Origin of the sequence: Streptomonospora nanhaiensis, assembly GCF_013410565.1 — a bacterium.
GTDB lineage: Bacteria > Actinomycetota > Actinomycetes > Streptosporangiales > Streptosporangiaceae > Streptomonospora > Streptomonospora nanhaiensis.
This window is the reverse complement of record NZ_JACCFO010000001.1, coordinates 5,136,502-5,163,380: the sequence shown is the minus strand read 5'-3', so window position 1 is coordinate 5,163,380 and position 26,879 is coordinate 5,136,502. Positions and strand designations below refer to the sequence as shown.

Annotated in this window: 29 protein-coding genes and 1 tRNA gene; 16 read left to right on the top strand and 14 right to left on the bottom strand. The window is 74.3% G+C overall.

The features are described 5' to 3' along the window. The first annotated feature begins 148 nt into the window (after positions 1 to 148). The 4 genes from HNR12_RS22960 to HNR12_RS22945 all read left to right on the top strand — a co-directional run bounded on the left by HNR12_RS22960 (position 149) and on the right by HNR12_RS22945 (position 3,796). Positions 149 to 793 carry a TetR/AcrR family transcriptional regulator gene (locus tag HNR12_RS22960; RefSeq protein ID WP_179769507.1) on the top strand — a complete coding sequence of 215 codons (645 nt, stop codon included), beginning with the start codon at positions 149 to 151 and terminating at the stop codon, positions 791 to 793. 127 nt (positions 794 to 920) lie between these two features. Continuing rightward, entirely contained in the window at positions 921 to 1,517 is a 597-nt protein-coding gene (locus tag HNR12_RS22955; protein ID WP_179769506.1) for a dihydrofolate reductase family protein, read from the top strand. Between the two features lie 103 nt (positions 1,518 to 1,620). Then, positions 1,621 to 2,379, top strand: a complete 759-nt coding sequence (locus tag HNR12_RS22950; protein ID WP_179769505.1) for a hypothetical protein — start codon at positions 1,621 to 1,623, stop codon at positions 2,377 to 2,379. A gap of 406 nt (positions 2,380 to 2,785) precedes the next feature. Further along, positions 2,786 to 3,796 carry a hypothetical protein gene (locus tag HNR12_RS22945; RefSeq protein ID WP_218902022.1) on the top strand — a complete coding sequence of 337 codons (1,011 nt, stop codon included), beginning with the start codon at positions 2,786 to 2,788 and terminating at the stop codon, positions 3,794 to 3,796. Positions 3,797 to 3,833: 37 nt separating this feature from the next. Here the strand turns inward: HNR12_RS22945 and HNR12_RS22940 are convergent, their stop codons facing one another. Further along, positions 3,834 to 4,676 carry a TetR/AcrR family transcriptional regulator gene (locus tag HNR12_RS22940; RefSeq protein ID WP_308251341.1) on the bottom strand — a complete coding sequence of 281 codons (843 nt, stop codon included), beginning with the start codon at positions 4,674 to 4,676 and terminating at the stop codon, positions 3,834 to 3,836. A 195-nt stretch (positions 4,677 to 4,871) separates the two neighbouring features. Between HNR12_RS22940 and HNR12_RS22935 the strand changes: the two genes are divergently transcribed. The 3 genes from HNR12_RS22935 to HNR12_RS22925 are packed head-to-tail and all read left to right on the top strand — an operon-like array spanning position 4,872 to position 6,845. Beyond that, the gene (locus HNR12_RS22935; protein WP_179769504.1) at positions 4,872 to 5,366 is read left to right on the top strand and encodes a MarR family transcriptional regulator; all 495 of its coding nucleotides are present in this window, start codon (positions 4,872 to 4,874) and stop codon (positions 5,364 to 5,366) included. A 42-nt stretch (positions 5,367 to 5,408) separates the two neighbouring features. Then, a complete protein-coding gene (locus HNR12_RS22930) occupies positions 5,409 to 6,647 on the top strand; it encodes a cytochrome P450 (RefSeq protein ID WP_179769503.1) in 1,239 nt (412 codons plus the stop codon). Positions 6,648 to 6,653: 6 nt separating this feature from the next. Then, positions 6,654 to 6,845 carry a ferredoxin gene (locus tag HNR12_RS22925; RefSeq protein WP_179770843.1) on the top strand — a complete coding sequence of 64 codons (192 nt, stop codon included), beginning with the start codon at positions 6,654 to 6,656 and terminating at the stop codon, positions 6,843 to 6,845. Positions 6,846 to 6,899: 54 nt separating this feature from the next. On the opposite strand, the gene HNR12_RS22920 is transcribed toward HNR12_RS22925, so the two are convergent. After that, positions 6,900 to 8,423, bottom strand: coding sequence for a peptide ligase PGM1-related protein (locus tag HNR12_RS22920; protein WP_218902021.1), 1,524 nt, complete (start codon positions 8,421 to 8,423; stop codon positions 6,900 to 6,902). 381 nt (positions 8,424 to 8,804) lie between these two features. Between HNR12_RS22920 and HNR12_RS29245 the strand changes: the two genes are divergently transcribed. The 3 genes from HNR12_RS29245 (at position 8,805) to HNR12_RS22905 (ending at position 10,644) form a co-directional block, all read left to right on the top strand. Further along, complete coding sequence (locus HNR12_RS29245) at positions 8,805 to 9,290, top strand: MarR family winged helix-turn-helix transcriptional regulator (protein WP_308118970.1); 486 nt, start codon at positions 8,805 to 8,807, stop codon at positions 9,288 to 9,290. 63 nt (positions 9,291 to 9,353) lie between these two features. Continuing rightward, positions 9,354 to 9,998, top strand: coding sequence for a LysE family translocator (locus tag HNR12_RS22910; protein ID WP_179769501.1), 645 nt, complete (start codon positions 9,354 to 9,356; stop codon positions 9,996 to 9,998). A 4-nt stretch (positions 9,999 to 10,002) separates the two neighbouring features. Further along, positions 10,003 to 10,644 (top strand): hypothetical protein, encoded by a 642-nt coding sequence (locus tag HNR12_RS22905; protein ID WP_179769500.1) that lies wholly within the window; start codon positions 10,003 to 10,005, stop codon positions 10,642 to 10,644. 43 nt (positions 10,645 to 10,687) lie between these two features. On the opposite strand, the gene HNR12_RS22900 is transcribed toward HNR12_RS22905, so the two are convergent. Further along, complete coding sequence (locus tag HNR12_RS22900) at positions 10,688 to 11,890, bottom strand: FAD-dependent oxidoreductase (RefSeq protein ID WP_179769499.1); 1,203 nt, start codon at positions 11,888 to 11,890, stop codon at positions 10,688 to 10,690. A gap of 146 nt (positions 11,891 to 12,036) precedes the next feature. Continuing rightward, on the bottom strand, positions 12,037 to 13,101 hold the full coding sequence (locus HNR12_RS27930) for a serine hydrolase domain-containing protein (protein ID WP_218903188.1): 1,065 nt from the start codon (positions 13,099 to 13,101) through the stop codon (positions 12,037 to 12,039). A gap of 299 nt (positions 13,102 to 13,400) precedes the next feature. Here HNR12_RS27930 and HNR12_RS22890 point away from each other — a divergent pair, with 299 nt between their 5' ends. From HNR12_RS22890 to HNR12_RS22865, 6 genes are all read left to right on the top strand, one after another. Then, positions 13,401 to 14,006: a helix-turn-helix domain-containing protein gene (locus HNR12_RS22890; protein ID WP_179769498.1), complete on the top strand. Its 606-nt coding sequence runs from the start codon at positions 13,401 to 13,403 to the stop codon at positions 14,004 to 14,006. A gap of 130 nt (positions 14,007 to 14,136) precedes the next feature. Then, positions 14,137 to 14,994: a class I SAM-dependent methyltransferase gene (locus HNR12_RS22885; RefSeq protein ID WP_179769497.1), complete on the top strand. Its 858-nt coding sequence runs from the start codon at positions 14,137 to 14,139 to the stop codon at positions 14,992 to 14,994. 65 nt (positions 14,995 to 15,059) lie between these two features. Further along, positions 15,060 to 15,866, top strand: a complete 807-nt coding sequence (locus tag HNR12_RS22880) for a DUF1684 domain-containing protein (RefSeq protein WP_179769496.1) — start codon at positions 15,060 to 15,062, stop codon at positions 15,864 to 15,866. Between the two features lie 54 nt (positions 15,867 to 15,920). Beyond that, positions 15,921 to 16,295 carry a nuclear transport factor 2 family protein gene (locus HNR12_RS22875; protein ID WP_179769495.1) on the top strand — a complete coding sequence of 125 codons (375 nt, stop codon included), beginning with the start codon at positions 15,921 to 15,923 and terminating at the stop codon, positions 16,293 to 16,295. Positions 16,296 to 16,871: 576 nt separating this feature from the next. Further along, positions 16,872 to 17,963 carry a fatty acid desaturase family protein gene (locus HNR12_RS22870; RefSeq protein ID WP_179769494.1) on the top strand — a complete coding sequence of 364 codons (1,092 nt, stop codon included), beginning with the start codon at positions 16,872 to 16,874 and terminating at the stop codon, positions 17,961 to 17,963. 555 nt (positions 17,964 to 18,518) lie between these two features. Then, positions 18,519 to 18,591, top strand: a tRNA-Arg gene (locus tag HNR12_RS22865). 260 nt (positions 18,592 to 18,851) lie between these two features. Here the strand turns inward: HNR12_RS22865 and HNR12_RS22860 are convergent. From HNR12_RS22860 to HNR12_RS22815, 10 genes are all read right to left on the bottom strand, one after another. Next, entirely contained in the window at positions 18,852 to 20,336 is a 1,485-nt protein-coding gene (locus HNR12_RS22860) for a tyrosine-type recombinase/integrase (protein ID WP_179769493.1), read from the bottom strand. Positions 20,337 to 20,341: 5 nt separating this feature from the next. Next, the gene (locus HNR12_RS22855; protein ID WP_338119818.1) at positions 20,342 to 20,623 is read right to left on the bottom strand and encodes a helix-turn-helix domain-containing protein; all 282 of its coding nucleotides are present in this window, start codon (positions 20,621 to 20,623) and stop codon (positions 20,342 to 20,344) included. Between the two features lie 286 nt (positions 20,624 to 20,909). Beyond that, on the bottom strand, positions 20,910 to 21,239 hold the full coding sequence (locus HNR12_RS22850; protein WP_179769492.1) for a hypothetical protein: 330 nt from the start codon (positions 21,237 to 21,239) through the stop codon (positions 20,910 to 20,912). Next, positions 21,236 to 22,228 carry a DNA cytosine methyltransferase gene (locus HNR12_RS22845; RefSeq protein ID WP_338119817.1) on the bottom strand — a complete coding sequence of 331 codons (993 nt, stop codon included), beginning with the start codon at positions 22,226 to 22,228 and terminating at the stop codon, positions 21,236 to 21,238. The genes HNR12_RS22850 and HNR12_RS22845 overlap by 4 nt, the downstream gene beginning before the upstream one ends. Continuing rightward, a complete protein-coding gene (locus tag HNR12_RS22840; protein WP_179769491.1) occupies positions 22,225 to 23,088 on the bottom strand; it encodes a TRM11 family SAM-dependent methyltransferase in 864 nt (287 codons plus the stop codon). The genes HNR12_RS22845 and HNR12_RS22840 overlap by 4 nt, the downstream gene beginning before the upstream one ends. Beyond that, complete coding sequence (locus HNR12_RS22835) at positions 23,085 to 23,906, bottom strand: site-specific DNA-methyltransferase (RefSeq protein WP_179769490.1); 822 nt, start codon at positions 23,904 to 23,906, stop codon at positions 23,085 to 23,087. The genes HNR12_RS22840 and HNR12_RS22835 overlap by 4 nt, the downstream gene beginning before the upstream one ends. 182 nt (positions 23,907 to 24,088) lie before the next feature. Next, complete coding sequence (locus tag HNR12_RS22830) at positions 24,089 to 24,793, bottom strand: MarR family transcriptional regulator (protein ID WP_179769489.1); 705 nt, start codon at positions 24,791 to 24,793, stop codon at positions 24,089 to 24,091. Between the two features lie 94 nt (positions 24,794 to 24,887). Continuing rightward, entirely contained in the window at positions 24,888 to 25,523 is a 636-nt protein-coding gene (locus HNR12_RS22825) for a hypothetical protein (RefSeq protein ID WP_179769488.1), read from the bottom strand. Positions 25,524 to 25,601: 78 nt separating this feature from the next. Continuing rightward, positions 25,602 to 26,222, bottom strand: a complete 621-nt coding sequence (locus HNR12_RS22820) for a hypothetical protein (RefSeq protein WP_179769487.1) — start codon at positions 26,220 to 26,222, stop codon at positions 25,602 to 25,604. 129 nt (positions 26,223 to 26,351) lie between these two features. Then, entirely contained in the window at positions 26,352 to 26,543 is a 192-nt protein-coding gene (locus HNR12_RS22815) for a hypothetical protein (RefSeq protein ID WP_179769486.1), read from the bottom strand. Between the last annotated feature and the right edge of the window lie 336 nt (positions 26,544 to 26,879).

The window sequence follows — 26,879 nt, the reverse complement described above, 5'->3', positions numbered from 1 at the left end:
TTCTCCCAAGCATTCGAGGACGGGGCGGCGGTCGGGTACCGCGCGGCCGGGTGAACGCTTCGGAGGAACATCGCGGACTCCACTAATGCGACAACTGATGTATTAAGATGGTGCCACAACCCCGCCCCTCCGAGCAACCGGACGGCCAGTGACCACTCCCGCAGACCCCGATCCCCAGCCCGCCGGGCCGCCCACCCGGCGCCGCCCCGGCGGCCGCACCGCCCGCGTCCGCGCCCAGGTGCTCGACGCCGTCCGCGCCGAACTGGGCGAACACGGCTACGACGGGCTCACCGTCGAGTCCGTCGCCGCCCGCGCCGGCGTGCACCGGGCGACGGTGTACCGCCGCTGGGGCGACGTCGGCGGCCTGCTCGCCGACGTCCTCGACGCCGCGGGCGACGACGACTGGCGGCCGCCCGACACCGCCTCGCTGGAGGACGACCTGACGGCGCTGAACCAGGAGATCCAGGACGCCATGTCCGCGCGGCCGTCGGTCATGGCCGCGCTGATCGCGGCGTCGTTCCGCTCCGAGAAGGCCGCCGAGGCCCAGCAGCGGCTCTGGGAGGACCGCTACACCCGCTGCGAGATCGTCGTCGCGCGGGCCGTCGCGCGCGGCGAACTCCCGCCGCGCACCGACGCGCGGCGGCTGCTCATCGCCGCCACCGCGCCGCTGTACCACCAGCTGGTCCTCCTGCGCACGCCGCCCGACCCCCATCTGCCCCGGAGCGCCGCCCGGACCGCGGCCCTCGCCGGGGCGGCCGGCGCCTTCACCGAGCCGCCCCCGTCCGGCCCCTGAGCCCTCACGCCCGCCCGACACGGCGCGCGCCCCGGGATGCGCCGCCGGTGTCTGACCCGCCGTCTAAGCTGCGGGCAACCGGCCGGCGGACCGGCCGGCCCGTGGACGATCCCGGAGGGCGGCACCCGTGAGCAAGGTCGTGTGCGACGTATCGGTCTCGGTCGACGGATACGTCGCCGGCCCCAACCAGTCCCGCGAGAACCCCCTCGGCGAGGGAGCCGGCGAGGACCTGCACGCCTGGATGTTCCAGACCCCCGACGAGAACCGGGCCGAGGTCGACGCCATCACCTCGGCGGGGGCCTACGTCATGGGCCGCAACATGTTCGGGCCCGTCCGCGGCGCGTGGGACGAGGACTGGCGCGGCTGGTGGGGCGAGGAGCCCCCCTACCACGCGCCGGTGTTCGTGCTCACCCACCATCCCCGCGATCCCGTCGAGATGCGCGGGGGCACCACCTTCAACTTCGTCACCGAGGGCATCGGGGCCGCGCTGGACCGCGCCCGCGCGGCCGCCGGCGACCGGCCGGTCGCGGTCTGCGGCGGGGCGGCGACCATCAACCAGTACCTGGCCGCCGGCCTGCTCGACGAACTGCGCCTGCACATCGCGCCGGTGGTGCTGGGCGCCGGCGAGCGCCTGTTCGCGGGCGTGTCGGGGGTGGACCTGGAGCAGGTCTCCGGGCGCTCGGCGTCGCTGGTCACGCACATCACCTACCGCCCCCGGCGCTGAGCCCCAGGACGCGGCCGGTCTGGCGGACCGCCTGCTCAACGGCGCCGACCGCGCCCTCGACCGGCCCACGACCGTCCTCGCCCACCCCGAGGGGCGCGGCCCGGTGGAGCGGCGCGCGGCACTGCGCCCGGTGTACGCGGCGATCATCGCGCGCCTCGGCCCGCCCACGCTCCTCGGCGGCACCGACCACGGGCCGAGCGTGCGGTGGGTCCGCCCGACGCGCACCCTGCTGCTCTCGGGCGACCACGGCGCGGCGGTCCTCTCCGTCCACGACTCCGCGCGGTTCGCCGAGCGCGAGTACGCGGAGTTCGTCGAGGGCGGGCTGCCCTACGCCTGGGCGCTGGACCGGGGCGGCCCCGGCGGCGGCCGCGACCGGTGGCTCAACGACTCCTCCGTCGCCCGCACCTGCACCTGGCAGGACGCCGAGGAGCGGCCGGCGCTGCTGCTCGCGTCCTGGGCCGAGCACCTTCCGGTGCAGGCACCGGGAGACTGGGCGGGCATGCGGCTGCGCGCCCGGTGGAACCCGCCGGTGGACCTGGTCGTGACGTACGACCCGGGGACGCCCGGCCGCGAACCGTGCGCCGTCGTGCCCGGTCCGCCGCCGACCCCCGAAACCGCGGAGCGGATGCGCGGGCGGGGGTGGCAGGGCACCGACCCGCACAACCGGTGGCACATCAGGCTCCCGGAGACCGATCCCCGGGCGCCCGCCGAGGTCGCCCGCGTGGTGACCGCGGAGCTGCGCGCGGGGCCGTTCGACTACCCCAACGAGGTCTTCGCCTCCGACATCAGCGCCGGCGACGACGGCACGCTGGTGGTACCGGGCCTGGGGTTCGAGGTGACCCTGCGCCGCGAGCCCTTCTAGGAGCGGACCCTGGCCGCCCCCGGCCGGACGCGCTGCCACGGCGGCCGGGGGGTGCGCCGGTGGGGTGGCGCGGCGCCGCCTCCGCCTGGTGCTCGCAGAGCGAACAGCACAGGACACCGCGGCTTCCGCTCATGTGACAGGCGGTCGGCGTATCCCGCCGCCCTCCACAGCACGCTGACCAGGTAGAACATGGCGCTCCACCCGCCGGAGGCCGTCCCCCGCGCCCTCCAGCGGGGTGCCGCACACCCGACTTGATACATGAATCACGTTGCCCTGTGAACGTGCGTCACGATACGAAAGGCGGAAGAAGCGGGCCGCGCCGTCCACGAGGCACGCCCCATCCCGCCGCAGCCCTGCCGCCGCCCCTGCCCGGCGGCTCGGCGGCGCCGAAGGAGACACGATCGCCATGTCCGCAACCCCCGCCCCCCAGCCGCCGAGCGCGGCCTCGGGGCCCGCAGCGGCCGCGCGCCTGGTGGGCGCCGTGCTCGGCCTCGCCGCCCTGGTGGTCCTGATGCTGGGCGCGTTCGCCCTGCCCGGGGTCCACGGCGGCCCCCACGAGGTGCCGATCGGGCTGACCGGCCCGCGGGCCGCGACCGAGCCGCTGCAGGAGCGGCTCGACGGCGACGAGTGGGACGTCACCCTCTACGAGGACGCCGGCGCCCTCGCCGACGCGGTCGAGGACCGCGAGATCACGGGCGGCCTGGCGCTGGCCGCCGACGGGATCGACGTCTACACCGCCACCGCCGGCGCGCCGCTGGCCGCCGGCGCGCTCACGGCCATGGCCGACTCCGCCGCCGCCCGGCAGCAGGCGGCGGCCACCGTCCACGACCTCGCGCCCTTCCCCGAGGACGATCCGCGCGGTTCCGGATTCGCCGCGGCCGGGCTCCCGCTCATCTTCGGCGGGATCCTCCCGGCCGCCGTCCTCTCCCGCGTGTTCCCCGGCCGCGCCAACGTGCGCCTGCGGCTGGCCGGTGCCGTGCTGTTCTCCCTGGTCGCCGGGGCCGCGGCCACTGCGGTCCTGCAGTACGCGACCGGCTCGCTGGCCGGCGACTACTGGGTGAGCGCGCTGGGGCTGGGCCTGGGCGTGGCGGCCCTGTCGGTGGCGTTCGTCGGCCTGGAGGCCCTGCTGGGCCTGGGCGGGCCGGCCACGGGGGCGGCCGTGATGATGCTGCTGGGCAACCCGCTCTCCGGCCTGGCCACCGGACCCCACTGGCTGCCGCCTGGCTGGGCGGCCCTCGGACAACTCCTGCCGCCCGGCGCCGCCGGCAGCCTGCTGCGCGCCAACGCGTTCTTCGACGGCACCGGGGCCGCCGAGCCCTCCCTCGTCCTGGTGGCGTGGGTGGTGTTCGGGCTCGTCCTGGGCTTCGCCGCCCACCTCCGGCGGCCCGCGGCCGCCCGACCGCCGGCCCGGCGCTGACCGCCTTCGGACCCGCGCCGCGGGGGCGCCGGGGACCTCAGTCCCGGTCGCCGCCCGGCGCGGGCAGCGCGACGGCGCGCACGAACGCCGCCGCGAACTCCTCGCACGCCTCCTCGGGATCGGGCAGGTCGACCTGCCGGACGCCGCCCAGCGCGGGGCGGGTGAGGAAGTGCATGAGCATGGGCCCGACCAACTGCTGGAGCAGCAGGGTGACCGGCATGGGGCGGATGCGGCCGGCGGCGACCTCGTCGGCGAGCCACCGCCCGAGCACCGCCAGGACGCGGGGCACGAAGTGCCGTACCAGCGCCTGGGAGGCCGGCGCCGCCGGGCGGGCGAACGCCTCGGCGAGCATGGCCGGCAGCACGCGCGGCTCCCGGTCGAGGGCCTGGGCCAGCCGCCGGTAGATCAGGCGGACGGTCTCCGGCAGCCCCCGGGGCGGACCGTCCAGGATCTGCTCGACGTCCAGAATCGGGCTGTAGCGCTCGAAGACCGCCTCAAGCAGGTCGTTGCGCCCGCCGAACGCCGCGTACACGCTGTGCACCGAGCAGTCGGCCCTGGCCGCGACCGCCTCCAGGGTCAGCCCGGCCAGGCCGTGCTCGCCGATCAGGTGGGCGCAGGCCGTGATGGCGCGGTCGCGGACCGGCGGCTGCCCGCCCGGGTCGACCCCGGCGGCGCGCACCGCCTCGTCCAGCGCCTCGCGAGGGCCGCCCAGGCGCCGCAGCAGGGTGCTGCGCGAGATCCCCGCCTCCAGCGCGATCTCCCGGGTGGGGACGTCGGCGACGTCCTTGCCCAGCCGCCGCGCGACACGCAGGGCCGCGTCCACCACCTCGCGCGGCACACGAGCGGCTCCGGCGGAGCCCCGCGATCCGGTGTCCGGCACGTTCCCGACTCCCCTGGTCCGTCAGGCCGACAGCTGAAGCACGCATCAAGCTAGCATGCACCGCTGTCCGCCGCCGGGGCCGCACCCGCCCGGGACACGGACGCGCGTTGACCCGGCCGCACGCCGTCCCGTTTCCGCGAACCGCGCCCCGGCGACAGCTGTTGACTTTCCAGGAATTACTGGAATTATCGGAGCATGAGTAAGGATGACGAGGTGGCCTTCGCCGACCATGTCGGCCGCTGGTTCGCCCAGCAGTTCGGGATGGCGCCGATCACCGGACGCGTACTGGGCTGGCTGATGGTCTGCGATCCCCCGGCGCAGACCCCGGCGCAGCTCAGTGCGGCGCTGAGCGCCAGCCGCAGCTCGATCGGCACCGCCGTCGCGGTACTGGAGCGGCTGTCCTACATCCAGCGCTACCGGCCCGCCGGCGAGCGGGTCGACCGGATCCGGCTGGACCCGGAGTTCGGGCCCCGCGACCTCGACGCCGCGCAGCAGTACCGGGAGCACGCGGCCATGACGCGCCAGGGGCTGTCCGCCCTGGCCGACACCTCCCCCCGGCGCCGCGCGCGCCTGCTGGAGCTGGCCGCCTTCTACGACTTCCTCGCCGACCGCCTGCCGCAGGTCGCGGCCGAGTGGCGGTCCCACCGCGACGCCCTGCGCGCGTCCGGAGAGCTGCCCACCCCCGACTGAGGCGCCGGGCCGTCCCGCCCACGACACCAGGAGGACACCGCCATGACCCCCCAGCCCCCCACGTCCCCGACCCCCGAGACGGCGGCGGCGCCCCCTCCGCTGCCCGGGCTCCCCACCGAGCGGCCCGCCGGCTGCCCCTTCGATCCCCCCGCCGAACTCGGCCGCGTGCGCCGGGAGCGGCCGCTGGCCCCGATGGCCTACCCCGACGGGCACGTCGGCTGGCTGGCGACCGGGCACGCCGTGGTGCGCACGGTGCTCGGCGACCCCCGGTTCAGCTCCCGCTACGAGCTGATGCGCCTCCCGGTACCCGGGATGCCGCCCGGCGGCCTGCCCCCGGCGCCCCCGGGCGACCTGACCGGCATCGACCCGCCGGAGCACACCCGCTACCGGAGGCTGCTGGCCGGCCGGTTCACCGTCCGCCGGATGCGCCTGCTCACCGAGCGGGTCACCCGGATCTGCGCGGAGCACCTGGACGCCATGGAGCGGCAGGGCCCGCCCGCGGACCTCGTCGCCGCCTACGCCCGGCCCGTCCCGGCGATGGTCATCTGCGAACTGCTCGGAGTGCCCTACGCCGACCGCGACCGCTTCCAGAGGCACGCCGAGGTCCTCACCGGCGGGGCCCTCGACGAGGACACCGGCGCGGCCGCGGCGGCGCTCTCCGCCTATCTGGGCGACCTCGTCCGGGCCAAGCGCGCCGAGCCCACCGACGACCTGCTCTCGGAGCTGGCCGCAACCGACCTGACCGACGACGAGCTGACCACCCTGGGGGTCGTGCTGCTGGGCGCCGGGCTGGACACCACCGCCAACATGATCGCCCTGGGCACGTTCGCCCTGCTGCGCAACCCCGACCGGCTCGCCGAGCTGCGCGCCGACCCCCAACTGGTCGCCCCGGCCGCCGAGGAGCTGCTGCGCTACCTCAGCATCGCCCACACCGGCGCCCGGGTGGCGCTGGAGGACGTCGAGCTCGCCGGGCACACGATCCGGGCCGGCGACACCGTCGCCGTCTCCCTCCAGGCCGCCAACCGCGACCCGCTGCGGTTCGCGGGCCCCGACACCCTCGACCCGCACCGGTCCCCCACCGGGCACCTGGCCTTCGGCCACGGGGTCCACGCCTGCGTGGGCCAGCAGCTCGCGCGGGTGGAGCTGCGGATCGCCTACCGGGCGCTGCTCTCGCGGTTGCCGGGCCTGCGCCTGGCGGTCGCTCCCGAGGAGGTCCCGGTGCGCGTCGACGCCACCGTCCACGGGGTCGTGGAGCTTCCGGTGACCTGGGACGAGGGGTAGGCCGTGATGCGACCGCGAATCGACCGCGACCGCTGCGTCGGCGCCGGCATGTGCGTCCTGCGCGCCCCCGACACCTTCGACCAGGACCCCGACGACGGCCGCGTGGTCCTCCTCGACCCCGCGCCGCCGCCGCACCGCCACGCGTCGGTCCGGGAGGCCGCCCAGACGTGCCCCTCCGGTGCGGTCGCCCTCGGCTGAGGCCGGCCGCCGGGCCGCCCGCCGCGCCGTCGGCCGGCCGGGCGGCGGCACGGGTCACCCCGCGGCCTGCCCCGGCGGGCGGGCCGCGGCGGCGTCCAGGGCCGCCACCACGGCGCGGTACCGGTCGTGGGCGGCGGCCGTGGTGCGGTCCACGACGACCGCCCCCATCTTCCCGAAGCCCGGCAGCGCGCCGAGCATGTGGAAGACCGCGCCCGAGCCCGCCCGCTCGTCGTAGAGCAGGCCGCCGCGGTAGGCGGTGTCCAGCACCCGCTCCGGGGTCAGGTCGCGGTAGGCCTCGCTCTCCAGGCGGTCGGTGGCCAGGTAGCAGAGGGGGCGCCCGTCGGGGGTGCGAAAGCTTCCGGTCTCCTCGTCGAGGCGGGCGTCGGCGACGCCTTCGAGGAACATGCGCGGTGCGGTGCCGCCGCCCATGCGGAGGTTGATCTCGGCCGCGAAGAGCCGCCGGACACCGCCCACGAGGGCCGAGACGAAGTCCACGCTGGCGATGCCGACCATGCCCTTGCGGGCCAGCGCCCGCCCGGTGCGCAGGGCCAGGCCGTGCACGTCGCGGCGGTAGTCCTCGTGCGCGGGCGCGGTGCAGCCGGCGTAGGTCTGCCGCCCGGCGCCGACGAAGAACTGGTCCTGGGTGGACAGCACCCGGGCCTCGCCCGTGGGCGCGACGCTGACCTGGGCCGACGGTGACCTGCTGTCGGCGCCCTCCACGAACTCCTCGACGACCCCGCCCATCTCGGCGAACCTGGCGCGGTAGCGCTCCCAGCTCTCCGGAGCCGTGGCGAAGGTGACGCGCCGGGGCAGGGCCGCGCGGATCCAGGTCTCCAGCCCGCCGGCGGCCGGGGCTCCCCGGAAGTCGAACAGCGCGTTGCCGCCCGCGCCGAAGCCGTCGTTGACCTTGATCATCGCCCGTGTGGACGCGGGCGCCCGGGCGCGCAGCGCGGCCAGCGCCTTGACGAGGTCGTCCTCGTCGCGCAGGTGCCCGAACCCGGCCGGGGAGGGCACGCCCGCCTCGGCGAACACCTCCCGCGCCCCGCTCTTGGAGCCCAGGTGGGCGAGGTCCGGCCCGCAGGCGAACAGCGGCATGCCGAGCCGCAGGGCGAGTTCGCGCTCGTGGGGTGAGCCGTTGAAGGCGAGGATGCAGGCGTCCCGGGGGTCGCCGACGGCCCGCCGCAGCCGTTCGACCACGTCGGGGCGGGCGAGGATCTTGCGGGTGAGCGGCCGGGGGCTCGCGTCGGCGCAGTCGACCAGGGTGAGCCGGCGGCGGGCGTGCCAGGCGGGCAGGGACCGCACCAGGCCGAGCGCGTAGTCGACGGCGATCGGCGGGATCGGCGTGCTCGTGACGTACACCAGGCGGCGGTCCTGGGCGCGCAGCAGGTGGAGGAAGGACAGCAGCCGCTCCTCGTAGTGCATGACTCCGGGGATCTTGGCCATGCCGGCCGGGTCCAGGGTGAAGCTGGGCAGGACCAGGACGGTGCGCGGGTGCGGGGATCCGTCGAGCGGTGAGGCCAGCCGCTCCTGCAGAGCGGTGAACGCGGCCTGGTGGTTATGACCGGTCTGCAGTGTCACGGGTCCGGGCCCTCCCGATGGTGTACACGAACGTCAGCGTTCCCCGCCGCTGACGTGCCACAACCTCCGCGGCGGCGCCGGTCTCCTTACCCCCGCGCCGAACACCTGTGTCGCCGGAGGCGGTGGGGGCCGCCCGCGCGGGGCCGCCGGGCTCCGCGCCAGGAAGTGGGGCCGCCGCGTCGGCCGCGCGGCGCCGCCGAGCGCCGCGCGCGGGCGTCCCGCGCCCTTGTGGCCGGTTCCGGTTAGGGGAATCCGCTCGGGCGGGTTTCGCGGCGGCACCCGCTCGCCGAGCAGGCATCCCCCGGGGAAGCGCGCCCCGCCGGCCCGGCATAGCCGATACCGTATGATCGGCGAACTATCCGGTGGCCGAAGGAGATGTGGGTGGACACCTCGCGCCGCGCCGCCGCTGAGGCGTTCGGACGGGCGATCCAGCGCTACCAGAGGTCGGTTCAGAACTTCGACGACGAGGTCGGGCGGGCCCTGGACCTCGGCGCGGCGGAGCTGCGCTGCCTGGACTGGCTGTCCGAGGCGGCGATGCCGGCGGGCGAACTGGCCCGGGCGGTCGGCCTGCGGCCCGCGGCGACCACCGCGCTGGTGGACCGGCTGAGCCGGCGCGGCCTGGTTCGGCGCGAGGCGTCGGCGGCCGACCGGCGCAAGGTCCTGGTCGCGCTGACCGACGAGGGGCGCCGGCTGCTGTGGGAGATGTACGGTCCCGTGGTGCGCGACGGGCAGCGCCTGCTGGAGGGGTTCGGCGCCGAGGAGATCGCCGCGATGGAGCGGCTCATCAGCCGCATGGCGCGCAACGCCGAGGAGCACACCCGCCGCGTGGCGGAACGCTCCCGCGCGCCCCGCGGACGGCGGGGGTAGCGTGGGCGGGGCCGCGGACGGCGGGCGCGCCGGGCGCGCGGCCGGGTGACGAAGGAGACACGGGTGTTGGAAGCGCAGGCGCTGATCGGGTTCGCGGTGATGTCACTGGCGCTGATCGTGATCCCCGGACCGAGTGTGCTGTTCGTGATCGGGCGGACGCTGGCGCTGGGCCGGCGGGGAGGCCTGCTCAGCGTGGTGGGCAACGAACTGGGCGGGCTGCCGCTCGTGCTGCTCGTGTCCATCGGCCTCGGCGGCGTGGTGGCGCATTCGGCGCCGCTGTTCCTGGCGGTGAAACTGCTGGGCGCGGCCTACCTCGTGTACCTGGGGCTGCAGGCGATCCGCCACCGGCGCGCGGGAGCGGATCCGGCGGCGGTCGCGGGGGCCGGGGAGCCGGAGTCGCCGTGGCGCACCCTGGCGCAGGGCTTCACGGTGGGGGTGACCAACCCCAAGACCATCGTCTTCTTCGTCGCGGTTCTGCCGCAGTTCGTGGACCCCGCCGCCGGCGGTGTGCCGCTGCAGATGGCGGTCCTGGGGGTCGTGTTCACGCTGATCGCCCTGGCGTGCGACGCGTGCTGGGCGCTCATGGCCTCGGCGGCCCGCGCGTGGTTCGCGACGTCGCCGCGCCGGCTGTCCTCGATGCGCGCCACCGGCGGCGGCCTGCTGATCGGCATGGGCGCGACCCTGGCGCTCGCGCCCGCCAAGAGCTGACCCGATGCGGCAGGACGGCGGCGCGGCGCCGGAGGCGCGCGCGGACCTTTTGGAACGCGAGGCGCGCCTGGAGCGCGAGGCCCTGGCGGTGGGCGCGCGGCTCGGGCTTCGGCGCCGCCTCGAACGGATCGGTGAACCCCGGCTCGTCGGGGCGGCCGCCCTGCGGGTGCTCCACCGGCGCGACATCGACGTGACGACGTCCTGCGCGCGCCTGGACCCCGACACCGTGGGGCGCATCGCGCGGCTGGGCGCCCGCCTCGCCGAGCACGAGGACGTCCGCGAGGTCACCATCCGCGACGACACCGGCCCCTGGAATTGCGATCCGCGCTATCCGGACGGCTTCTACCTCGGCCTCGACTGCCGGTCGCCGCTGGGCAACCGGTGGACGGTGGACCTGTGGTTCGTCGACCGGCCCGACCGCCAGCCCGACCTCGCCCACGTGCGGCGCTTCGGTCCGTCGATGACCGACGAGGTGCGCGCCGCCGTCCTGGCGCTCAAGGCGGCCACCCGCGAGGCCGACGGCGGCGAGGGGCCGGTCCCGGGGCACCTCGTCTACCAGGCGGTGGCCGAAGCCGGCGTGCGGACCGCCGGTCAGCTCCGCGCGTGGCTGGACGCGGCGGGCGGGCGGTCCGCGCCGCCCGCGTGAGAGGGCGGGCCGCCCCTCACCCGGTCTCCGCCGCGCGGGGCGCTCACGCGGGCCGGTCGGCCTGGAGGCCGGGGAGCGCGACACGGTGGTCGGTGATCCACGCCTGCGTCCGCCGCGCCGCGATCCGGTGGAACACGGCGCGCAGGACGGCGTCCCGGATGACGCGGCCCACCGGACCGGCGGTCTTGAAGCCGCTCGACCGCGCCCCTTCGGCGACGATGCCCTCGACCCGTTCGCGCCGTCGCCCCTCGAAGGCCGCGAAGGCGGCCTCGGGCGTGGCAGCCGCGTGCAGGCACGACGCCAGGACGACCGCGTCCTCCAGCGCCATCGACGCGCCCTGGCCCGAACTCGGCGCCGGGGCGTGGATCGCGTCGCCGACCAGACCGAGCCGCCCGCGGTGCCACACCGGCACATGGGGGAGGTCGAACGTGTTGTCGCCCGCCAGGTCAAGGCGGCCGGCGGCGATCAGGTCGCGGAACGGGCCGGCGTCCGCGGCGGCGAGGTCCACCAGCGTCCGCCGCCACGCCTCCAACGGCGTGCCCGCCCGCTCCTGGCGCGAGACCGGGGGGCGGGGGACGTTGGCGAACCACACCACGTCGCCGGAGGGGGTGGGGAGCGCCCCGAAGAAGGCCCGCCTGCCGAAGACGAGCCGCCAGGCCCCCGGGTCGAGGGCTGCGGCGAGCGGGGTGTGCTCGGTGACCCCGCCGAAGTTGGCCAGCCCCGTGTAGCGCCGCTCGGGGGCCCGCGGGTCGACGGCCGCACGCACCACCGAGTTGATGCCGTCGGCGCCGATCACCAGGTCCCCGGCGATGACCTCGCCCGAGTCCAGGGTGACGCGAGCGCCGCGGTCGCCGGTGGCCGCGCCCGTCACGCGGGCGCCCGTCCGCACCTCGATCCCGCGCCGCCGCGCGAGGTCCGTCAGCGCCGCGGCCAGCCGGGTGCGGTGGAACGACAGCGCGACGGTGCCGTCCGGGCGCGCCGATCCCAGCGGGACGGTGCCGAGCGTGCGCCCGGAGGCGCTCACCATGACGTTCCGGTCGGTGGGGACCCCCAGCCCGCGCACCTGCTCCAACGCGTCGATCGCCGCCAGCGCCGCGACGCCGTTGGCCGCGACCGTGAACCACGACCCCACCTCGCCCCGGTCGGCCGGGTTCGCGTCCACCACCAGCGAATCGATCCCGACCGCCCGCAGCGCCATCGCCGTCGCTGGGCCCGCGATACCACCGCCCACGATCACCGCACGCATCCGCCCATCTCCGTTCGTTTGTCAAAATATTCGATGAACGAAACAATGCACCGCGGAGCGGCCGGTGTCAAGCGGGCCGCCGCGCGCGCGGCCCGCGGGCCCGGGCCGTTCGAGCGCCGCCGCCGAGGCGCGCGGCGGCCCCGGCCTCACAGCCGGGCACGCGGGCGCACGGCCGCCACGGCGACGCCGATCCGCACCGCGCCCAGGGCGGCGCAGGCCGCCGCCACGCAGCCGGCCAGCCACCCCGCGTCGGGCGCCCACAGCAGCACGTCCGCCAGGTCGAACCCGGCCGCGGCCGGCAGCCCCACCGCCGCCGCCCCGCCCACCGCCGCGCACCCCGCCAGCCACAGCGCCGCACCGGCGGCCGCGCGGGCGGGCGCGGCCGGGCGCACCCGCCCCGTCCACATCCGCGCCGCGTCCCGGACGCCGAGCACCAGGGCCGCGGCGGCCACCGCGCCGAGGCCGGCCAGCAGGGCGGGGTAGCCGGCGCCGCCCCGGTCGGGCGCGGGCTCCCCGCCGGCGAGGATGCGCGCCGCCCCCAGGCCGGTGCCCACCACGAGGTCGTCCTGGAAGGGGCCGTGGGCGTTCTGCACCAGCACCAGTCCGCGCTCGCGCTCGGGCAGCAGCACCACGATGGCGTGGTATCCGCTCACCGCGCCGCCGTGCCACACGGTGGTGGTGCCCAGGTCGGCGTTGCGCTCGTCGACGCGCCACCCGAGCCCGTAGGCGGCGGTGGGGCTCACCGGCGCCTGGGGGGTGTGCGTCCGCGCCAAGGCGCCCGGCTCCAGCGGCGGTGTCTGGCCGCCGACACGGTCGTTGAGGTGCAGGGCGGCGAAGCGCGCCAGGTCGGTGACCGGGCCGCCGATGTAGCCGTAGCTGGGACCGGCGGGATCGTAGGGCGCGTCGGCGAAGGCGAGGGGGCGGCCGAAGACGTAGCGGTGGCCGGGCGGGACGGCGGCCGCCTGCGCGGGAGTGGCCACGGTGTCGACCGCGCCGATGGGGTCGAGCAGGCGCTCGGCGAGGACGTCGGTAAAAGGCCGCCCGGTGGCGGCCTCCACCACCGCTCCCAGCAGCAGGTAGTTGGCGCTGCTGTACTGGTGGCGGGCGCCGGGCGCGGCGACGGGCCGCACCCGGTCGAGGTCGGCGACCGCCTGGGCGTAGGCGGAGCCGGGCGGCGCGGTGCGGTCGGTGACGCCGGTGTCCTCGGGCAGGCCGCCGAACGCGCGCGTCCTCGTCCAGGGCGGTGCCGTTGGTGCTCTCCAGGATCTCCGTTGGCGGGGTGCCGTCCAGGACGATGAAGCCGTGCATCGCCGCGGCGGGGGCGTTGCGCGGGGCGCCGCCGCCGATCACGGCGACGTCCACGGTCTCGGTGGGCAGGGTGTCGCTCTCGTAGCGGGAGGTCGGGGTGGACATGTCGCGTTCCTTCTCCTCCGCGGTCTCGGTCTCCGGACTGGACCGTCTTCTCGGCGACGCTACGCACCTTTTGCGTTCAGGGCATAGCATGTTGCCCATGAAGCAAGAAGACGGGCAGTTGGACAGCCTCGTACGCAAACGCATCCGCGCCCTGCGGGTCGCCCAGGGCTGGTCCCTGGAGGAACTGGCCGGCCGCGCCAACCTGAGCCAGTCCTCGCTCAGCCGCATCGAGAACGGTCAGCGCCGCCTCGCCCTCGACCAGCTCGTCACCCTGGCCCGCGCTCTGGACACCACGCTGGACCAGCTCGTCGAGAACGCCGCCGACGACGTCGTCATCAGCCCGATGATCGACGGCACCCACGGCCTGATGCGCTGGCCCATCAAGGGCGACCCCGGAATGACCGTCATGCGCCAGCGGATGACCGCGCCGCCGCCCGACAACCCCGCCCGGATGCGCGCCCACCCCGGCCGCGAATGGCTGGTGGTCCTGTCGGGTACCGCGGTTCTCCTGCTCGGCCACCGCCGGTTCCGCGTCGAGACCAACCAGGCCGCCGAGTTCCCCACCATGCTGCCGCACGCCATCGGCGCCGAGGGCGGGCCGTGCGAGATCCTGGGCATCTTCGACCGCGACGCCCGCCGCGGGCACCAGCGCGGCGCCGACGGCCCCGGCGACCACGACGGTTCCGGGGGTACCGGCGAGTAGCGCCCCCGGAGTCCAGGCGGCGCCGCGGAAAACAGGAGGCGGTTGCGCGCCGGGCAGCGCACCGGTCGACCTCTTTGCGTAGTACGCAAGAATTCGTGCGGAAGACGCATGGGGTGCCTACGGTGGTGCCATGAGCACAGCGCACGACCACACCCATCACCACAGCGGCCCGCACGGCCCCCACCAGCCGGACGGCGACACCGGCCTGGCCGAGATCCTCGACCTGGACGCCGAGGTGCTCGCCGAGCACATCGCGTCCATCGTCTCCTCGCTCCCGCTGGAGTCCGAGCCGCGCCACATCGTGGACCTGGGCTGCGGCACCGGCGCGGGCACGTTCGCCCTCCTCGAACGCTTCCCCGGGGCGCGGGTCACCGCCGTCGACACCGCGGCCGACCACCTGCGGCTCGTGCGCGAGAAGGCGGGCGCCCGCGTGCGCACCGTGCGGGCCGACCTCGACACCGCCCCCTGGCCCGACCTGGGCACACCGGATCTGGTGTGGGCCTCCGCCTCCCTGCACCACCTGGCCCGCCCCGACCGCGCGCTGGCCGACGTCCGCGGGCTGCTGGCGCCGGGCGGCCTGATCGCCGTCGTGGAACTGGGCGGCTTCCCCCGCTTCCTGCCCGCCGACGTGCCCGAGGACCGGCCCGGACTCGAAGAGCGCGCCCATGCCGCGGTCGACCGCCACCACACCGAACACCTCCCCCACCGCGGTGCCGACTGGGGCCCGATGCTGGCCGCCGCGGGGTTCACCGTCGAGGACACGCGCACCATCACCGTGGAGATCGAAGACGACGGCGGTGGGGCCGTCGGCCGCTACGCCCACGCCGCCCTGCGGCGCCTCCGCGGCGCCGCCGCGCCCGCGCTCGGCCCCGAGGACCTCGCCGCGCTCGACGAACTCCTGGCCGCCGACAGCCCGCGGGGCGTCCTGCGCCGCGGCGACCTCGCGCTCCGCACCGAGCGCACCGTCTGGGCCGCCCGCCGCCCCTGACCGCCGGCCGCCGTACCGGCCGGCGGCCGCTCATCCACCCCACCCGCGAGAAAGGGAGCACCGCCATGACCCAACCCCGAATTCCCGCCGACTACCACGCCTGGCGCCAGAGCCGGTGGGAGGAGATCGCCGGAACCAACGGGAAGGGCGCGGTCATCGCCAAGGCCGCGGTCAACGGCCGGGGGGCACACACCCTGCCCGGCCTGCCCGGCGAGTGGACCACCACCGGGACAGGAGCGCTGACCGTGACGGCCAAGGCCGAGGACGGCGTGCGGGTCAACGGCGCGACCGTCGACGGAACCGCGGACGTGCCCTCCGGCAGCGCCCTGGAGTTCCCCGGCGGCCTGAACGGCTTCGCGGGCGGGGCCGACGGCTTCTACGGTGTCGTCGTCATGGACCAGAGCCGGGTCGCGCGCTCAGGCCTCAGCGGCATCGACCGCTTCCCCTACGACCCGGACTGGGTCTTCCACGGGCACTACCGGGCCGCTCCCGCGGGTCGGCGGATCGAGGTGGAACGGCTGACCGCCCCGCGGAGCACGGACGCCATCCCGGCTCCCGTCGACCTGGTCGCGACCGTGCACGGCGCCGAGTACGTCCTCGCCGTCCTGGAGGAGTCCCCCGGGCAGCGCCTGGTGGTCTTCACCGACGAGACCAACGGCGACTCCACCCCGCGGATCGGCCGCTGGCTGGTCCTGCCACTGCTGGAGCCCGGCAGCGCGGTGGACGTGGACTTCAACCGGGCCACGCTCTCCCACCACCACCTGAGCCCGGAGGTCTTCGTGTGCCCGCTCGCGCCGCCCGGCAACCACCTGCCCCTGCGCGTCGAGGCCGGCGAGCGCGCCTTGATCCGCTCCGCCACCGGCGGCGACTGACCCGCCCCGCCCCCGTCTGCCCGTTACCGCGGCCCGCCACAGAAAGAGGACAGCATGAGTCAGGACCTGAAGGACACGGCCACCGCCTACCTGCGCGCCCTGGAGTCGCGCGACTGGGCGGCCGCCCGCGCGCTGTGCGCCGACACCGCCACCGTGTGGCACAACGACGGCAAGGGCGAGGAGTCCATCGAGGAGAACGTCGCCGGGATGCAGGGCCGGATCGAGTCCATCGAGTCGATGCGCTATGAGATCCTCCGCCAACTCTCCCGGCCCGGCGAGGTCCTCCAGCAGCACGTGGTGCACGTCGCCACCCGGGACGGAACGCGCGGCGAGGTGCACGCCGCCGTCTTCTTCGGATTCAACGACACCGGGGAGATCACCCGCATCGAGGAGTACGCCAACTTCATCCCCGCCGGTCGGGGCGGGTGAGGCGGGAGGGCGGCCCGGGTCTCGGGCGGCCGCGAGCGCCGGCGGCGGGGGGCGCGGGGAGTCGGCGACGGCCCGGCCGGACGGCTCCGGGCCGCGCGCGGAGTCCGGGGCGCGGCCGCCGCCGCTTCGGCCGCCGGGCACGGGCACGCGCGGGAATGGCGGGTCGGCCGCACGCCCGTGTCCGGCGCGGTTGTCGCAACCACCGGGCGGGGCGCCGGAACAGCCGGGGAACACCGACCCGCCCGATCGCGTTAGCACAAGGGAGCTGCAAAGGGCCCACCACGGGCGGGTTTTCGCCCGTGGTCCCGAGCACGCCTGCCCAAGGTGGTTCACTTTTCCGGGTGCTCCTGGAACGGCGGACGTTCAGCACGCCACGGCCGCGCCTCCTTCCCGACCGGCCGCCATCCGCCCCGAACAGGAGTGACACCCCCGAATGCGCGATGCAGCCGTGAACCGGTCCGGCCCCGGCGCGGGCACCGGCCCGGTGCCGGTCCGGCCCCCCGCGGGCCCGAACCCGCCCGCCCCTTCGCCCGCGGCCTCGGCGCCGCGCCGGAGCTCGCGCCGCGAGCGGGCGATATGGCGCTAGAGGCCCCGACTCCCGACGAGGAGTCCCGCCCCCGCCCCCTCGACCCGGCCCTGCCGGCCCCGGCCCGCCGAGGCAGCGACTACGCCGTCCTTTCGCGCGAGGTCCAGGCGGCCGGGCTGCTGAGGCGGCGTCCGGTGTCCTACGCGGTCCGCATCAGCCTGAACCTGGCGCTGCTGGCCGCGGGGTGGACCGCCTTCGCGCTCATCGGCCCCTCGTGGTGGCAGCTGCCGGTCGCCGCCTACCTGGCGGTGGTGTTCACCCAGACCGCGTTCATCGGCCACGACGCCGGGCACCAGCAGATCTCGCGCCACAGGCGCGTCAACGACCTGGTCGGGCGGCTGCACGGCAACCTGCTGACCGGAATCGGCTACGAGTGGTGGGTGTCCAAGCACAACCGGCACCACGCCCACCCCAACCACGTCGACCGCGATCCCGACATCGGCGGCAACGCCATCGCCTTCACCCGCGAGCAGTCACAGGCCCGCCGGGGCGTGGGGGTCCTGCTGGCGCGCAGCCAGGCGTGGCTGTTCTTCCCGATGCTCCTCCTGGAGGGGCTGCACCTGCACTACGCGAGCGTGCGGCCGCTGTTCGACCGCACCGGCGCCGCGCGCCTGGGCGCCCGCCTGCGCGACGGCGCGCTGCTGCTGGCGCACTTCGGCGCCTACCTGGCCGCCGTACTCCTGGTGCTCACACCACTACAGGCGGTATGCTTTGTCGCGGTGCACCAGGGACTGTTCGGGCTGTACATGGGGTGCGCGTTCGCGCCCAACCACAAGGGGATGCCGATCATCGCCAAGGGCGACAAGGTCGACTTCCTCCGCCGCCAGGTCCTGACCTCGCGCAACATCCGGGGCGGGCGCTTCACCGACGTTCTCCTCGGCGGGCTCAACTACCAGGTCGAACACCACCTGTTCCCATCCATGCCGCGTTCGGCGCTACCCCGCGTCCAGCCCCTGGTCCGGGCGTTCTGCGCGCGGCACGGCATCGCCTACCACGAGACCGGCCTGCTCGACTCCTACGCCCAGGTCCTCCGCCACCTCCACACGGTGGGCGGCCCGCTGCGGCCGGAGTTGGAGTACTGAGGGGCCGCACCGGCCCGGCCGCCGGCGGAGTGCGGTCGCAAGGCGCCCTCGGCACGGCGAGACCCGGCCGGACTGCGGCGGCCGCCACCGTGGAGGCGGACCCGGCCCACGTCGCCGCCCCCGGTCGGCGTTCCCCCAGCCCACCCGCCCCACCCGGGGACGCGGAGAACCGGGGGAACCGGCGGAAGCGGGGGCAGCGGCCGCCGGGACCGGGCCGAGTTGGCGAAACACCCGCGGTAGGCACCCCACCTGCGGTTAATCACGGGTAACGTGTTCCAGGAGGCCGGTAGCGACCGATTTGGTGGAGCGCGCGTGCTAACGAGGCGCAACTACGAATGTCCGTAGTTGTTATTATTTTGCCCGGTGATGGGTGACATCTTCCGAATACCCTAGAATGTCATCGCAGCCCAGGCGCCACGCCCCGGCACAGCCCGCCACGCTGACCACAGGCACCCGGCCCAGCAGCCCACCCGCATCACCCCAGGCCAACGTGCCCGCGAACCCGCAGGTCACAATGTCCTCACCGGACCCCGGGCACGGCGACAATTGAATCGAGCACCTGTAGCTCAGTGGATAGAGCATCGGACTTCTAATCCGACGGTCGCAGGTTCGAATCCTGCCAGGTGCGCCGCGTTTCCGCAGGTCAAACCATGCGGGCGACAAACCGGGCGGCGGCGATACGCCCCTTTCGCCCGTTCCTCGTGCTCCGTGCTGGCTCCTGGACACCCACCCGGACACCCCGGCCCCCCATCGGACCGGCGTAACACCCACCACACGCCGCTGTAGTGCGCCGCCCGGCACCGCAAGGATAGGCCCCGCGACACCCCCGGACGGGGCCGTCACGGGGCCATGGGCGCCCCCTGCCGGGCCGGGCCGCCCGGCAGGGGCTCAGCCCCGGCTGCGGGGCGCCGATGGGGCGCGGCGCAGGGGGACCAACGCGGCGGTGGCCTCGGCGGCAGCCCGCGCGACCTCCGGGAACACGGTCTGGTAGGTGTCCTGGGTGAAGTAGGTGGTGGAGTGGCCGAGTTCGGCCGAGACCACCTTCACGTCGACCCCGGCGGCCAGGCTGAGTGAGGCGGCGCCGTGGCGCAGGCCGTGCAGGGTGATGGGCGGCAGGTCGGCCTCGGCGGCGAGGCGGGTGAACTGGTCGCTCACCCATGAGGGCTGCAGGGCGGTGCCGTCGGGGTGGGTGAAGACCAGACCGGTGTCACTCCAGCAGTCACCTGCCGCGAGCCGCTCGCGGTGGTGGCGGTTGCGCCAGGCTTTGAGCACCTTCACGGTTTCGGTGTCCAGGGTGATGGTGCGGATTCCGGCGGCGGTCTTGGGCTGGGTGGTGATGGTCTTCCAGCCGAGTTGGACGGTCTGGCGGGAGATGTCGGCGGTGCCGGCGGACAGGTCGAGATCGTCATAGCCCAAGGCGACGGCTTCTCCGCGGCGGAGCCCTTTGAACGCGACGAGGTGGAACAGGGCGTAGAGCCGGTGGCGCAGCGCGCGCTCCAAGAAGGCGGCGGTCTGCTCGGGGGTCCACACCATCACCCGTGCGGGCACGGTCCCGGTTGCGCGGTAGCGCTTGAGGCGCTCGGGCGTCCACACCACCGGTTTGGGGCGCGGGGCGGCGTCCAGTTCCAGGTGGGAGGCCACGTTGAACTGCACTGGAAGGTCGGGGCGGGCCAGCGCGGTGCTCAGGGCGCTGCGCAACGTGGCGCGGATGCGGTGCTGGGTGGACAGGGAGACAACGCGCCTGCCCCGCACCGAGGCCCGCAGGCGGGGATCGGACGAGGCACGGCAGGCGCGTATGTGGGCGTTGGTCTCCTCAATGGCGTCGAACATGGCCTGCAGGTGGCCCACCGCGAGTTTGTCCAGGCGCACCCACCCGATGTGGGGGGCGAGGTGGTTGGTGATGTGGCCCTGGTAGGACAGGCGGGTGGAGTCGGCGAGTTTCCTTTTTCCCGCGAGCCATTCGTCCAGCCATTCGGCGACGGTGGGGATGCGGTCGCGGTGGGCGGCGCCCGCGCTGGTGCGGGCGCGCACCTCCTCCGTCCCGGGCAGGGGCCGATGGCGGTTCAGTGCTTCTTTGATGAGGTCGGCGATGCGGGCGGCGGTGTGCTCTTCGCCGTGAGCCAGGCCGAGGAGGTCTTTGATGTGGTCCAGTTCCTGGCGTGCGGCGTCTTGGGAGCCCAGCCCGGTGCGGCGGGCCTGCCTGCGCCTGCCGGTCGTGGTGGGCGGCAGTTCGATCTGGTAGCCCCAACTGCCGTGGCCGGGGTTCCACCGCCCGTCGGGCCTTTTGAGTTTGGGGCAGGCGGTGCCGAGCGGTTTGCCGGTCTGGGGGTGGCGGCAGGAGCAGCGTTTGAAGGTCGATCCTTCGCGGGCCATGGTTGTCACTTTTCACAGTCGGGTGTTGTGTCGGCCCGGCCGCAACCTGGTTTGTCGTCCGGCGGTGGGTAAGGGATGCCGAGCAGGGCGCATATTCCGGCGGTGGGGATGCGCCACTGCTTTCCCGCGCGAAATGCCGGTGCGGGGAACTCCCCGGTTTCCAGCAATCGGTAGGTGCTGGTGCGTCCGATGCCGAGCATGCGCCCGGCGGTGACCGGGTCCAGCACGATCGGCAGCGCGGCAATGTCGCTACCCGTGACATGCCGTCGTTTGGCGGTGCTTCCCACGGCGGTTCCTCCTTTCGCGCGGTACGGCGGGCTGCGGCGGTGGGCCGCCCCGGGGGCGGGTGCCCCGGGGCGGGCCTATTGCCGCTCGCCTTGGCGCCGCGCGGCAAGCGGATCTGGCGAGGTTCCCATCGGATTTCAAAAGAACCTCGGCGACGGCGCGCGAAATGACGGGTATCGTCTGATTAATGTTTTCCTGATGGCGACATTCTGGGAAAACAGTGGGGCGAGAAGTCAGTAGGAATCTCCTGCGATGTATTGACGCTTGGTGGTGCGTTCGTGTGTGTTGTCAGTCGAGGCGGATGGCGCCGGCGTAGGACATGAGCGCGCGGTGGCGGGCGCGGACGTGGGCGGGAATCGCGACGGCGCGGTAGGCGGCGCGGCCGAAGGAGTGCTCGCAGGCGTAGTGCTGGCCCTCCCGATGGCCTTCGGTGCCCAGCAAGGCGGCGATGCGGTCGATCCCCTCGGTCTGCTCTCGGTCGCTTCCGCGGGGGAAGTAGACGACCTCCACTCGGGTGTGCGGGCTGAGCGGCAGGTCGGGGTGGGCCTCCAGGAAGTCGGCCAGCGCGCGCATGTGGGCGGCGAGGGCGCGGCGGGTGAGGCCGTCGGCGGGCATCATGAAGCGCTCCTCGAAGGATCGGTCCAATTGAGGACGGAGCCGGTCAGCAGAAGCCGCACAGCGGTTTCGGCCTGGTAAGGGACCACCGCGTTTCCCAGCACCCGCAGTTGAGCCCGTCGCGACAGCCCTAGCTGGGGGCAGGTGACCCAACCGGGCTCAAGGCCCATCAGCCACTCGACGAAGCCAGGTGCCAAGCGGCGGGCTCCTGTTGCCGCGTATTCATGCATGAGGGGGGCCGCATGCCCGGTGATCATCTGCCATCGCTGGATGGCGGGTTCGTAGTCTTCCCAGCGAGGTGGTGCGCCCCGGTCTGGTGAAGGTCGCGGCGGTCCAGGCCGAGGTGGGCGAGGTCGGTGAGGTTGGGGCGGACGCGACCGCGGCGTGGGGCGAGGCGAGACGGCCCCCGGGTGGCGTCGCTGGCCACGGGGGTAGGCAACAACGAACATGCGCTCGCGGCGGCGAGGTGCGCCGAGAGTGTCTGCGCGTAGGCTGCACCACTTCGCGTCATACCGTGCGCGGGCCAGGTCGCCCAAAACGGTGGCGAGGCCCCTGTTTCGCCAACGCAGCGCGGCGACGTTTTCCACGATGAGCAGGCGAGGTCGTAGTAAGCGAACGGCGAGGATGATGTGTTTCCAGACAGAGCTGCGGGTTCCTTTCTCGATGCCGCCGCCTGGGCCGGAGGAACTGATGTCCTGACATGGCACGCCTGCGGTGATGATGTCGACGGGCTGGAGGCGGTCCCAGGCAACGCCAGCCATGTCGCCGAGGTTGGGCGCGCCGGGGAATCGGTGGGCCAGGAAGCGGGTCGCGTCGGGGTCGGTGTCCGCCACCCAGGAAAGTCGGGCGCCACCCACAGCGGCGGCCACGCCGAGGTCGAGGCCCGCGATGCCGGTGCACAGCGATCCGATGATGGGCGGTGGCGTGGTGGGCGTCGTCTTATTAGCGGGTGGTCGGCTGCGTGTGGTGTGGGGTGTCGCGGTGGTGGTCACGGCGCCTCCCCGGTGGGGTTGCGCAGGATCAGCACGTCTTCGTGCTGGATGATGTGGGCGGCGATGCCCTTGCTCCGCAGCCGGGTGGCTTCGAGGCTGGCGAAGAAGGAGCTGCGGGCCACCACCCGGCCCTGTCGCAGGGCGCACAGCAGGGCGGCGCACCGGCCCACCGGTTCCAGTCCGGCGTTTTGGGCTGCGGCCATCACCTTGCCGGGGAAGTCGATCAGCCGGCCTTGGGCCCGGAACGGGCGGACGGTGATCACCACGTGGGCACCGGGCAAAAGCAGCGGGCGGCAGGCGCTCAGGATCGCGGTGAAGGAGTCGAGCAGGTCGGCGATGGGTTGGTGGGCGAGTTGTGCGCGGTCGCGGGTGGTGCTGTAGCGGTGCGCCCACTTGTCCAGCGCTTCGGCGCCGTCGCGCCGTGAGCGCACCCGGCCGTGGGTCATCGCACCGTAGGGAGGCGAGGTCACCAGCAGCGCGGCCCCGGCCTCTGCGGGGTCGATGCAGGCGGCGGTGCGGGCGGCCTCACCCGTGCGCACCCGCCCCTGCCCTTGGGCGCCTTGGGTCTGGGCGAGGTCGAGGTTGAGGCGGGCGATGGAGGCCCACTTGGGTTCGAGTTCAAAGCCCAGGGCGTCGCGGCCGAGGTGGACGGCCTCCACCAGGGTGGTGCCGATACCGCACAGCGGGTCCAGCACCAGGTGCCCGGGGCGGGTGAACTCGCTGATGGCGCGACGGGCGATGGCGGGAAGCATCTTGGCCGGGTGCTCCAGCGACAGCCGTGAGTAGCGCCGTCCGCGCTGGGCCGGGGCCTGCTGCTGCCCGGTAACCCACACCGAGGCCACGGTGCGCTGTGCGCTCATCGGCCCACCGCCGTTGCGGGTCCTGCGGCGGGTTTGTGCAGGAGGACCACGTCGTGATGGCACGGGCTGATCAGCGTGACGGCGGCCTCGGCGTGGGCGGCGCCAAGCACCTGTTCGCCGGGCGCGCCGCTGCCTTCCTCCGCACGCTCGGCCGCGTCACCGCTGATGGGCCGGGTCAGGGCGATGATGTGCTGGACATAGGCCAGCCCGGCGGCGTGGGCGGCGTGGGCGCACACCGTCACCCGGTCGACCTGGCCGCCGGTCTGCTCGTGGCCGGGGCAGATGACGGCGAGGTGGCCGCCGGGCCGCAGCAAGCCGGCGGCGGCGGTAATCAGCGCCTGCGCAGCGTCGGCGTAGGCGGAGCCGGTGAGCCGGCCGAGGTGGTCGGCATGGAGGTGGTGCGTGTCGCGGCGATGCGCCGCGGAGCGGGGAAGGGTGGCCGCCACAAGGCGGGTGCGGCCCCAAATGGGGGCGAGTAGGACCTCGGCGGCGCGCGCGTCGGCCTGCCAGTGCACCACCTCGCGGCGACGCTCGGCCGAAAGGTGGTCGCGCAGGCGCCGCTGGGCGGCGCGGAACCGCTGCGGGTTCACCTCGATGCCGTGGGCGCGCCGCTCCATGACCGCTGCCTGCACCAGGGGCGTGCCCTCGCCGTGGCACAGGGCCGCGACGGTGTCGCCGGGTGCGCTGAGGTCGGCGATCAGCCGCCGCGTCAGTTCGGCTTTGGGCGCTAGGCCCCCGTCTTGCGCGCACGGCCAGACGGCCAGCGGCGGTCGCGGCCGCTGCCCTGCCGTGGTGGTGCCGTTGTCGTGTGGCGCCATGTGGTGTGCGCCCGCCCGCCTCCGTCTGACTTCGCCCTGACGCCCCCGAATAGAGCCGGGCGCCGGGCGGGATTGGACATGGAGGGCGGGGGCGGCTGCGGCGGCGACGGCGCCAGCCCCGAAGGGCGGTGGCCCTTCGGGGCTGAGGCGGCCGCCACCGGAGAACGCGGCCGGGCTGCCGGTTAGGCGGCGCTGTAGCGGCGCGGCGCCTCGCACGTCAGGACCGCCTGCCCGTCGTTGACGAGGCGGGCCAGGGCGTTTTGGATCGCACCGACGCTGCGCCCGCGCAGCAGGTGACTGATCTCGGTGGGCGAGAACTCCTCCTGCGGGGAATCGCGGAGGATGGCGTGCACCATCAGGCGCAGCGCGCCCGGCTCCAACCGCGCGGTCTTGGTGACGGGGTTGATGGCCACGGGCGCCTCGGGCGCGGGCACGGTTTCGTTGGCAGTCTTCGGTGTCGAGGCCACCCCGGGTGCCACCGCAGGATGCTGGACCGAAGCCGCCTCCGCGCCGTCTCCCGGGCCGGTGTCGCTGTGGCGCCCAGGGGCAGCGGGCGGGTGGTCGACTGCCCCGGCGGGGGCGGAGCCGCTGGCGTCGGTCGCCTCCCCCTCGGCGGACCGGAAAGACTCCTCATCGGTGCGCGGCTGCTCGGGTGCCTCGGCCGGGGCGTCGGCCGGGGCGGCGGTCCACAGGTCGGGTTGGCGGCGCCCGCTGTCGCGTCCGCCCGGGGTACGCACAGCGTGCCCGGCCTGTTCGAGGTCGCGCAGGGCGGCGGTGACGGTGGAGCGGGCCTTGCCCAGGGCGGTCGCGATCTCGGCGGCGCTGGCCGGGGCGGTGATGGTGCGCAGGTGGGCGGTGATGTCGGCGCGCACAGCGGTGCTGGACATGAGATATCCCTTCAACGGAAAAGGCGGGCGCATAGGCCGGTGCAGAGGGCGGCCCGTGCGGGCGCGGTGTGTCCGCGCCCGCACGGGCGCAATGTCAGTGGCCGAGGTAGCGGTGGGCGGCGGCGCTGATCTCACACGCCCGGCCGCACGCGGTGTCGGGACGGGTGGTGCCGTTCCAGGCGGCGATCTCGGTGGTGCCGTCGAGCAGCCGCACCCGGGTGACTCGGGTGGTGGTCGCGCCCGCCGTGGCCAGGTGGTCGATGACCACCGTGAGGTGGTGGGCCTCGCTGTGGATGAAGTGGTCGGTGGTAGTCAGCGCCCCCTCCTCGGTTCGGCCCAGGTCGCTGCGCCGGTCGGTGTAGAAGCCGTGGTGGTTCATGGCGCGGCGCAGAGTTGTGATCGGCGCCAGCCCGGCCAGGCGCTCGGTGTGTGCCCATGCCGTGAGGTGGCGCAGGGCGTCTGCGGCGACGTCCTTGGTGAGGTCATCGACCGGGTCGTCGCCGGGGTAGTCGGCCAGGAGGCGCTGGATGTCGCCGTAACCGCAGACGATGACCTGCTCGGGCTCGCTGATGTGGTACCGGTCGCCGGGGGCGACGGTGCGGTAGCGCCGCTGGGGGCTGTCATAGACGATGACCGCACCGGGTCCGTTGAAGTGCGCGGCGGCGACATGGACGGTCTTCAAAGGCGCCTCGGCCGCACGGGACAGGTAGTTCTCCGGGAAATCAGACATGGGTGTACTCCTGAATGAGGGCATGCGGGTGGTCTGGCCCGGGGTGCCGCCTTGGCGGCACCCCGGGGAACGCGCGGGTCAGCGCTTAGGCAGGGCCTCGATCGCGGCCTCAACGGCACCGGCGACGGCGTAGGCGGCCAGGCTGGGACGGGCGCCGGAGGGTTGGATGTCGAACCGGGCCAGGTCACGGCCCGTTTTGGTGCGCGTCAGGTGGATCCGCGCGGGCGTGGTGTGCATGAACGTGCTGGTCACCGAGACCGTCACATCAGGCCGGTCGATGTTGCGGTAGACGTCGGTAAGGAAATGCGTCCGCGCGCACTCCCGGTAGGACGGGGCACCGGTCAGGTAGAAGAACCGACGCGCCATGTCGGTGCGCAACTCCAGGACTCCGGCCGTCAGCGCCTTGACCGCAGGCCACTCCTCCAGCAGGTCCCCTGCCATGTCGCGCAGGGTCGCGGCGGCGTAGGTATCGGTGAACCCTTCACCTTCCTCGGCGGCCTCCTCAGCGATCCGCTCGAGGTCGTCGGCACCGGCCAGGATCATCGCTTCCTCGCCCGGAACGTGGCCGGGTTGGACCGCCTCGACCTTGTCGGCAGCCTCGTTCCAGATGAGGAGGTGGCCGACGCCGCCCTGCATGATCGGGGTGATGTCACGGGGTTCGATGATGAGCGGCCCGCTGTAGGGCATACTGGTGCTCACAGCACACTCCTTGCTACTCGCAGTGGTGGTGTGGGGCCCGCGCCCACCCCGGTCTGGGCTGGAATCCGTGCCGGGTGTTGGGGCGCGGGCCGTCTTCATCGCGGGGCAGTGCCCCGCTGCGCCGTAGCGCTATTCGCCGTTGGGTCGCCGGGAGGTCGGCGTGGCCGGGCGGTAGCCCTCCTCGGTCATGACCGCGCACAGCGGCTCACCGTCGAGGTGGCTGTGCTCAGGGCGCGGGCTTCCGGTGTTCCACACGCGCGGCGGCACGTTGGCCACTTCTTCGCCGCATTCCGGGCAATAAAGCGCCGTCGCCTTTTCCATGGTTTCCTTTCCATTCCCCGGCGTTTTCCGGGGCCGGTTTCCCGGGGCCTCAAGTTCCCTTGGGTGGCCCCGCCGTGTCAAGCCGGTTGTGCCGGTTTGCGTTTCCGCTTTTCCGGCGGCCGTCCGGCCCGCACGCCAAGGTGAACTTGGGGCGGGGGTGTTTGTCAAACGGTTCGCGGAAAATTTTTAGCGCGGGTTCCCTGTAGAGGAACCGCGCCCACGCGCGCGTAGGAGCCGAGACTCGTCCGACGATTAGAGAAAGGCGGCGGACTGGGCGATCATCGGGGCCGCCGGTCAGCCCTATAGGGAAGAATGAAAAAGATGAAAGGAATTGAA

Bases quoted from the DNA above. Each gene is read 5' to 3' on its own strand.
- HNR12_RS22860 (WP_179769493.1), bottom strand. From the start codon at position 20,336: ATGGCCCGCGAAGGATCGACCTTCAAACGCTGCTCCTGCCGCCACCCC.
- HNR12_RS22835 (WP_179769490.1), bottom strand. From the start codon at position 23,906: ATGGCGCCACACGACAACGGCACCACCACGGCAGGGCAGCGGCCGCGA.
- HNR12_RS22935 (WP_179769504.1), top strand. From the start codon at position 4,872: ATGAGTAAGGATGACGAGGTGGCCTTCGCCGACCATGTCGGCCGCTGG.
- HNR12_RS22880 (WP_179769496.1), top strand. From the start codon at position 15,060: ATGACCCAACCCCGAATTCCCGCCGACTACCACGCCTGGCGCCAGAGC.
- HNR12_RS22900 (WP_179769499.1), bottom strand. From the start codon at position 11,890: ATGCGTGCGGTGATCGTGGGCGGTGGTATCGCGGGCCCAGCGACGGCG.
- HNR12_RS22875 (WP_179769495.1), top strand. From the start codon at position 15,921: ATGAGTCAGGACCTGAAGGACACGGCCACCGCCTACCTGCGCGCCCTG.
- HNR12_RS22870 (WP_179769494.1), top strand. From the start codon at position 16,872: ATGGCGCTAGAGGCCCCGACTCCCGACGAGGAGTCCCGCCCCCGCCCC.
- HNR12_RS22850 (WP_179769492.1), bottom strand. From the start codon at position 21,239: ATGATGCCCGCCGACGGCCTCACCCGCCGCGCCCTCGCCGCCCACATG.
- HNR12_RS22840 (WP_179769491.1), bottom strand. From the start codon at position 23,088: ATGAGCGCACAGCGCACCGTGGCCTCGGTGTGGGTTACCGGGCAGCAG.
- HNR12_RS22905 (WP_179769500.1), top strand. From the start codon at position 10,003: ATGCGGCAGGACGGCGGCGCGGCGCCGGAGGCGCGCGCGGACCTTTTG.
- HNR12_RS22945 (WP_218902022.1), top strand. From the start codon at position 2,786: ATGTCCGCAACCCCCGCCCCCCAGCCGCCGAGCGCGGCCTCGGGGCCC.
- HNR12_RS22925 (WP_179770843.1), top strand. From the start codon at position 6,654: ATGCGACCGCGAATCGACCGCGACCGCTGCGTCGGCGCCGGCATGTGC.
- HNR12_RS22830 (WP_179769489.1), bottom strand. From the start codon at position 24,793: ATGTCCAGCACCGCTGTGCGCGCCGACATCACCGCCCACCTGCGCACC.
- HNR12_RS22815 (WP_179769486.1), bottom strand. From the start codon at position 26,543: ATGGAAAAGGCGACGGCGCTTTATTGCCCGGAATGCGGCGAAGAAGTG.
- HNR12_RS22825 (WP_179769488.1), bottom strand. From the start codon at position 25,523: ATGTCTGATTTCCCGGAGAACTACCTGTCCCGTGCGGCCGAGGCGCCT.
- HNR12_RS22885 (WP_179769497.1), top strand. From the start codon at position 14,137: ATGAGCACAGCGCACGACCACACCCATCACCACAGCGGCCCGCACGGC.
- HNR12_RS22930 (WP_179769503.1), top strand. From the start codon at position 5,409: ATGACCCCCCAGCCCCCCACGTCCCCGACCCCCGAGACGGCGGCGGCG.
- HNR12_RS22890 (WP_179769498.1), top strand. From the start codon at position 13,401: ATGAAGCAAGAAGACGGGCAGTTGGACAGCCTCGTACGCAAACGCATC.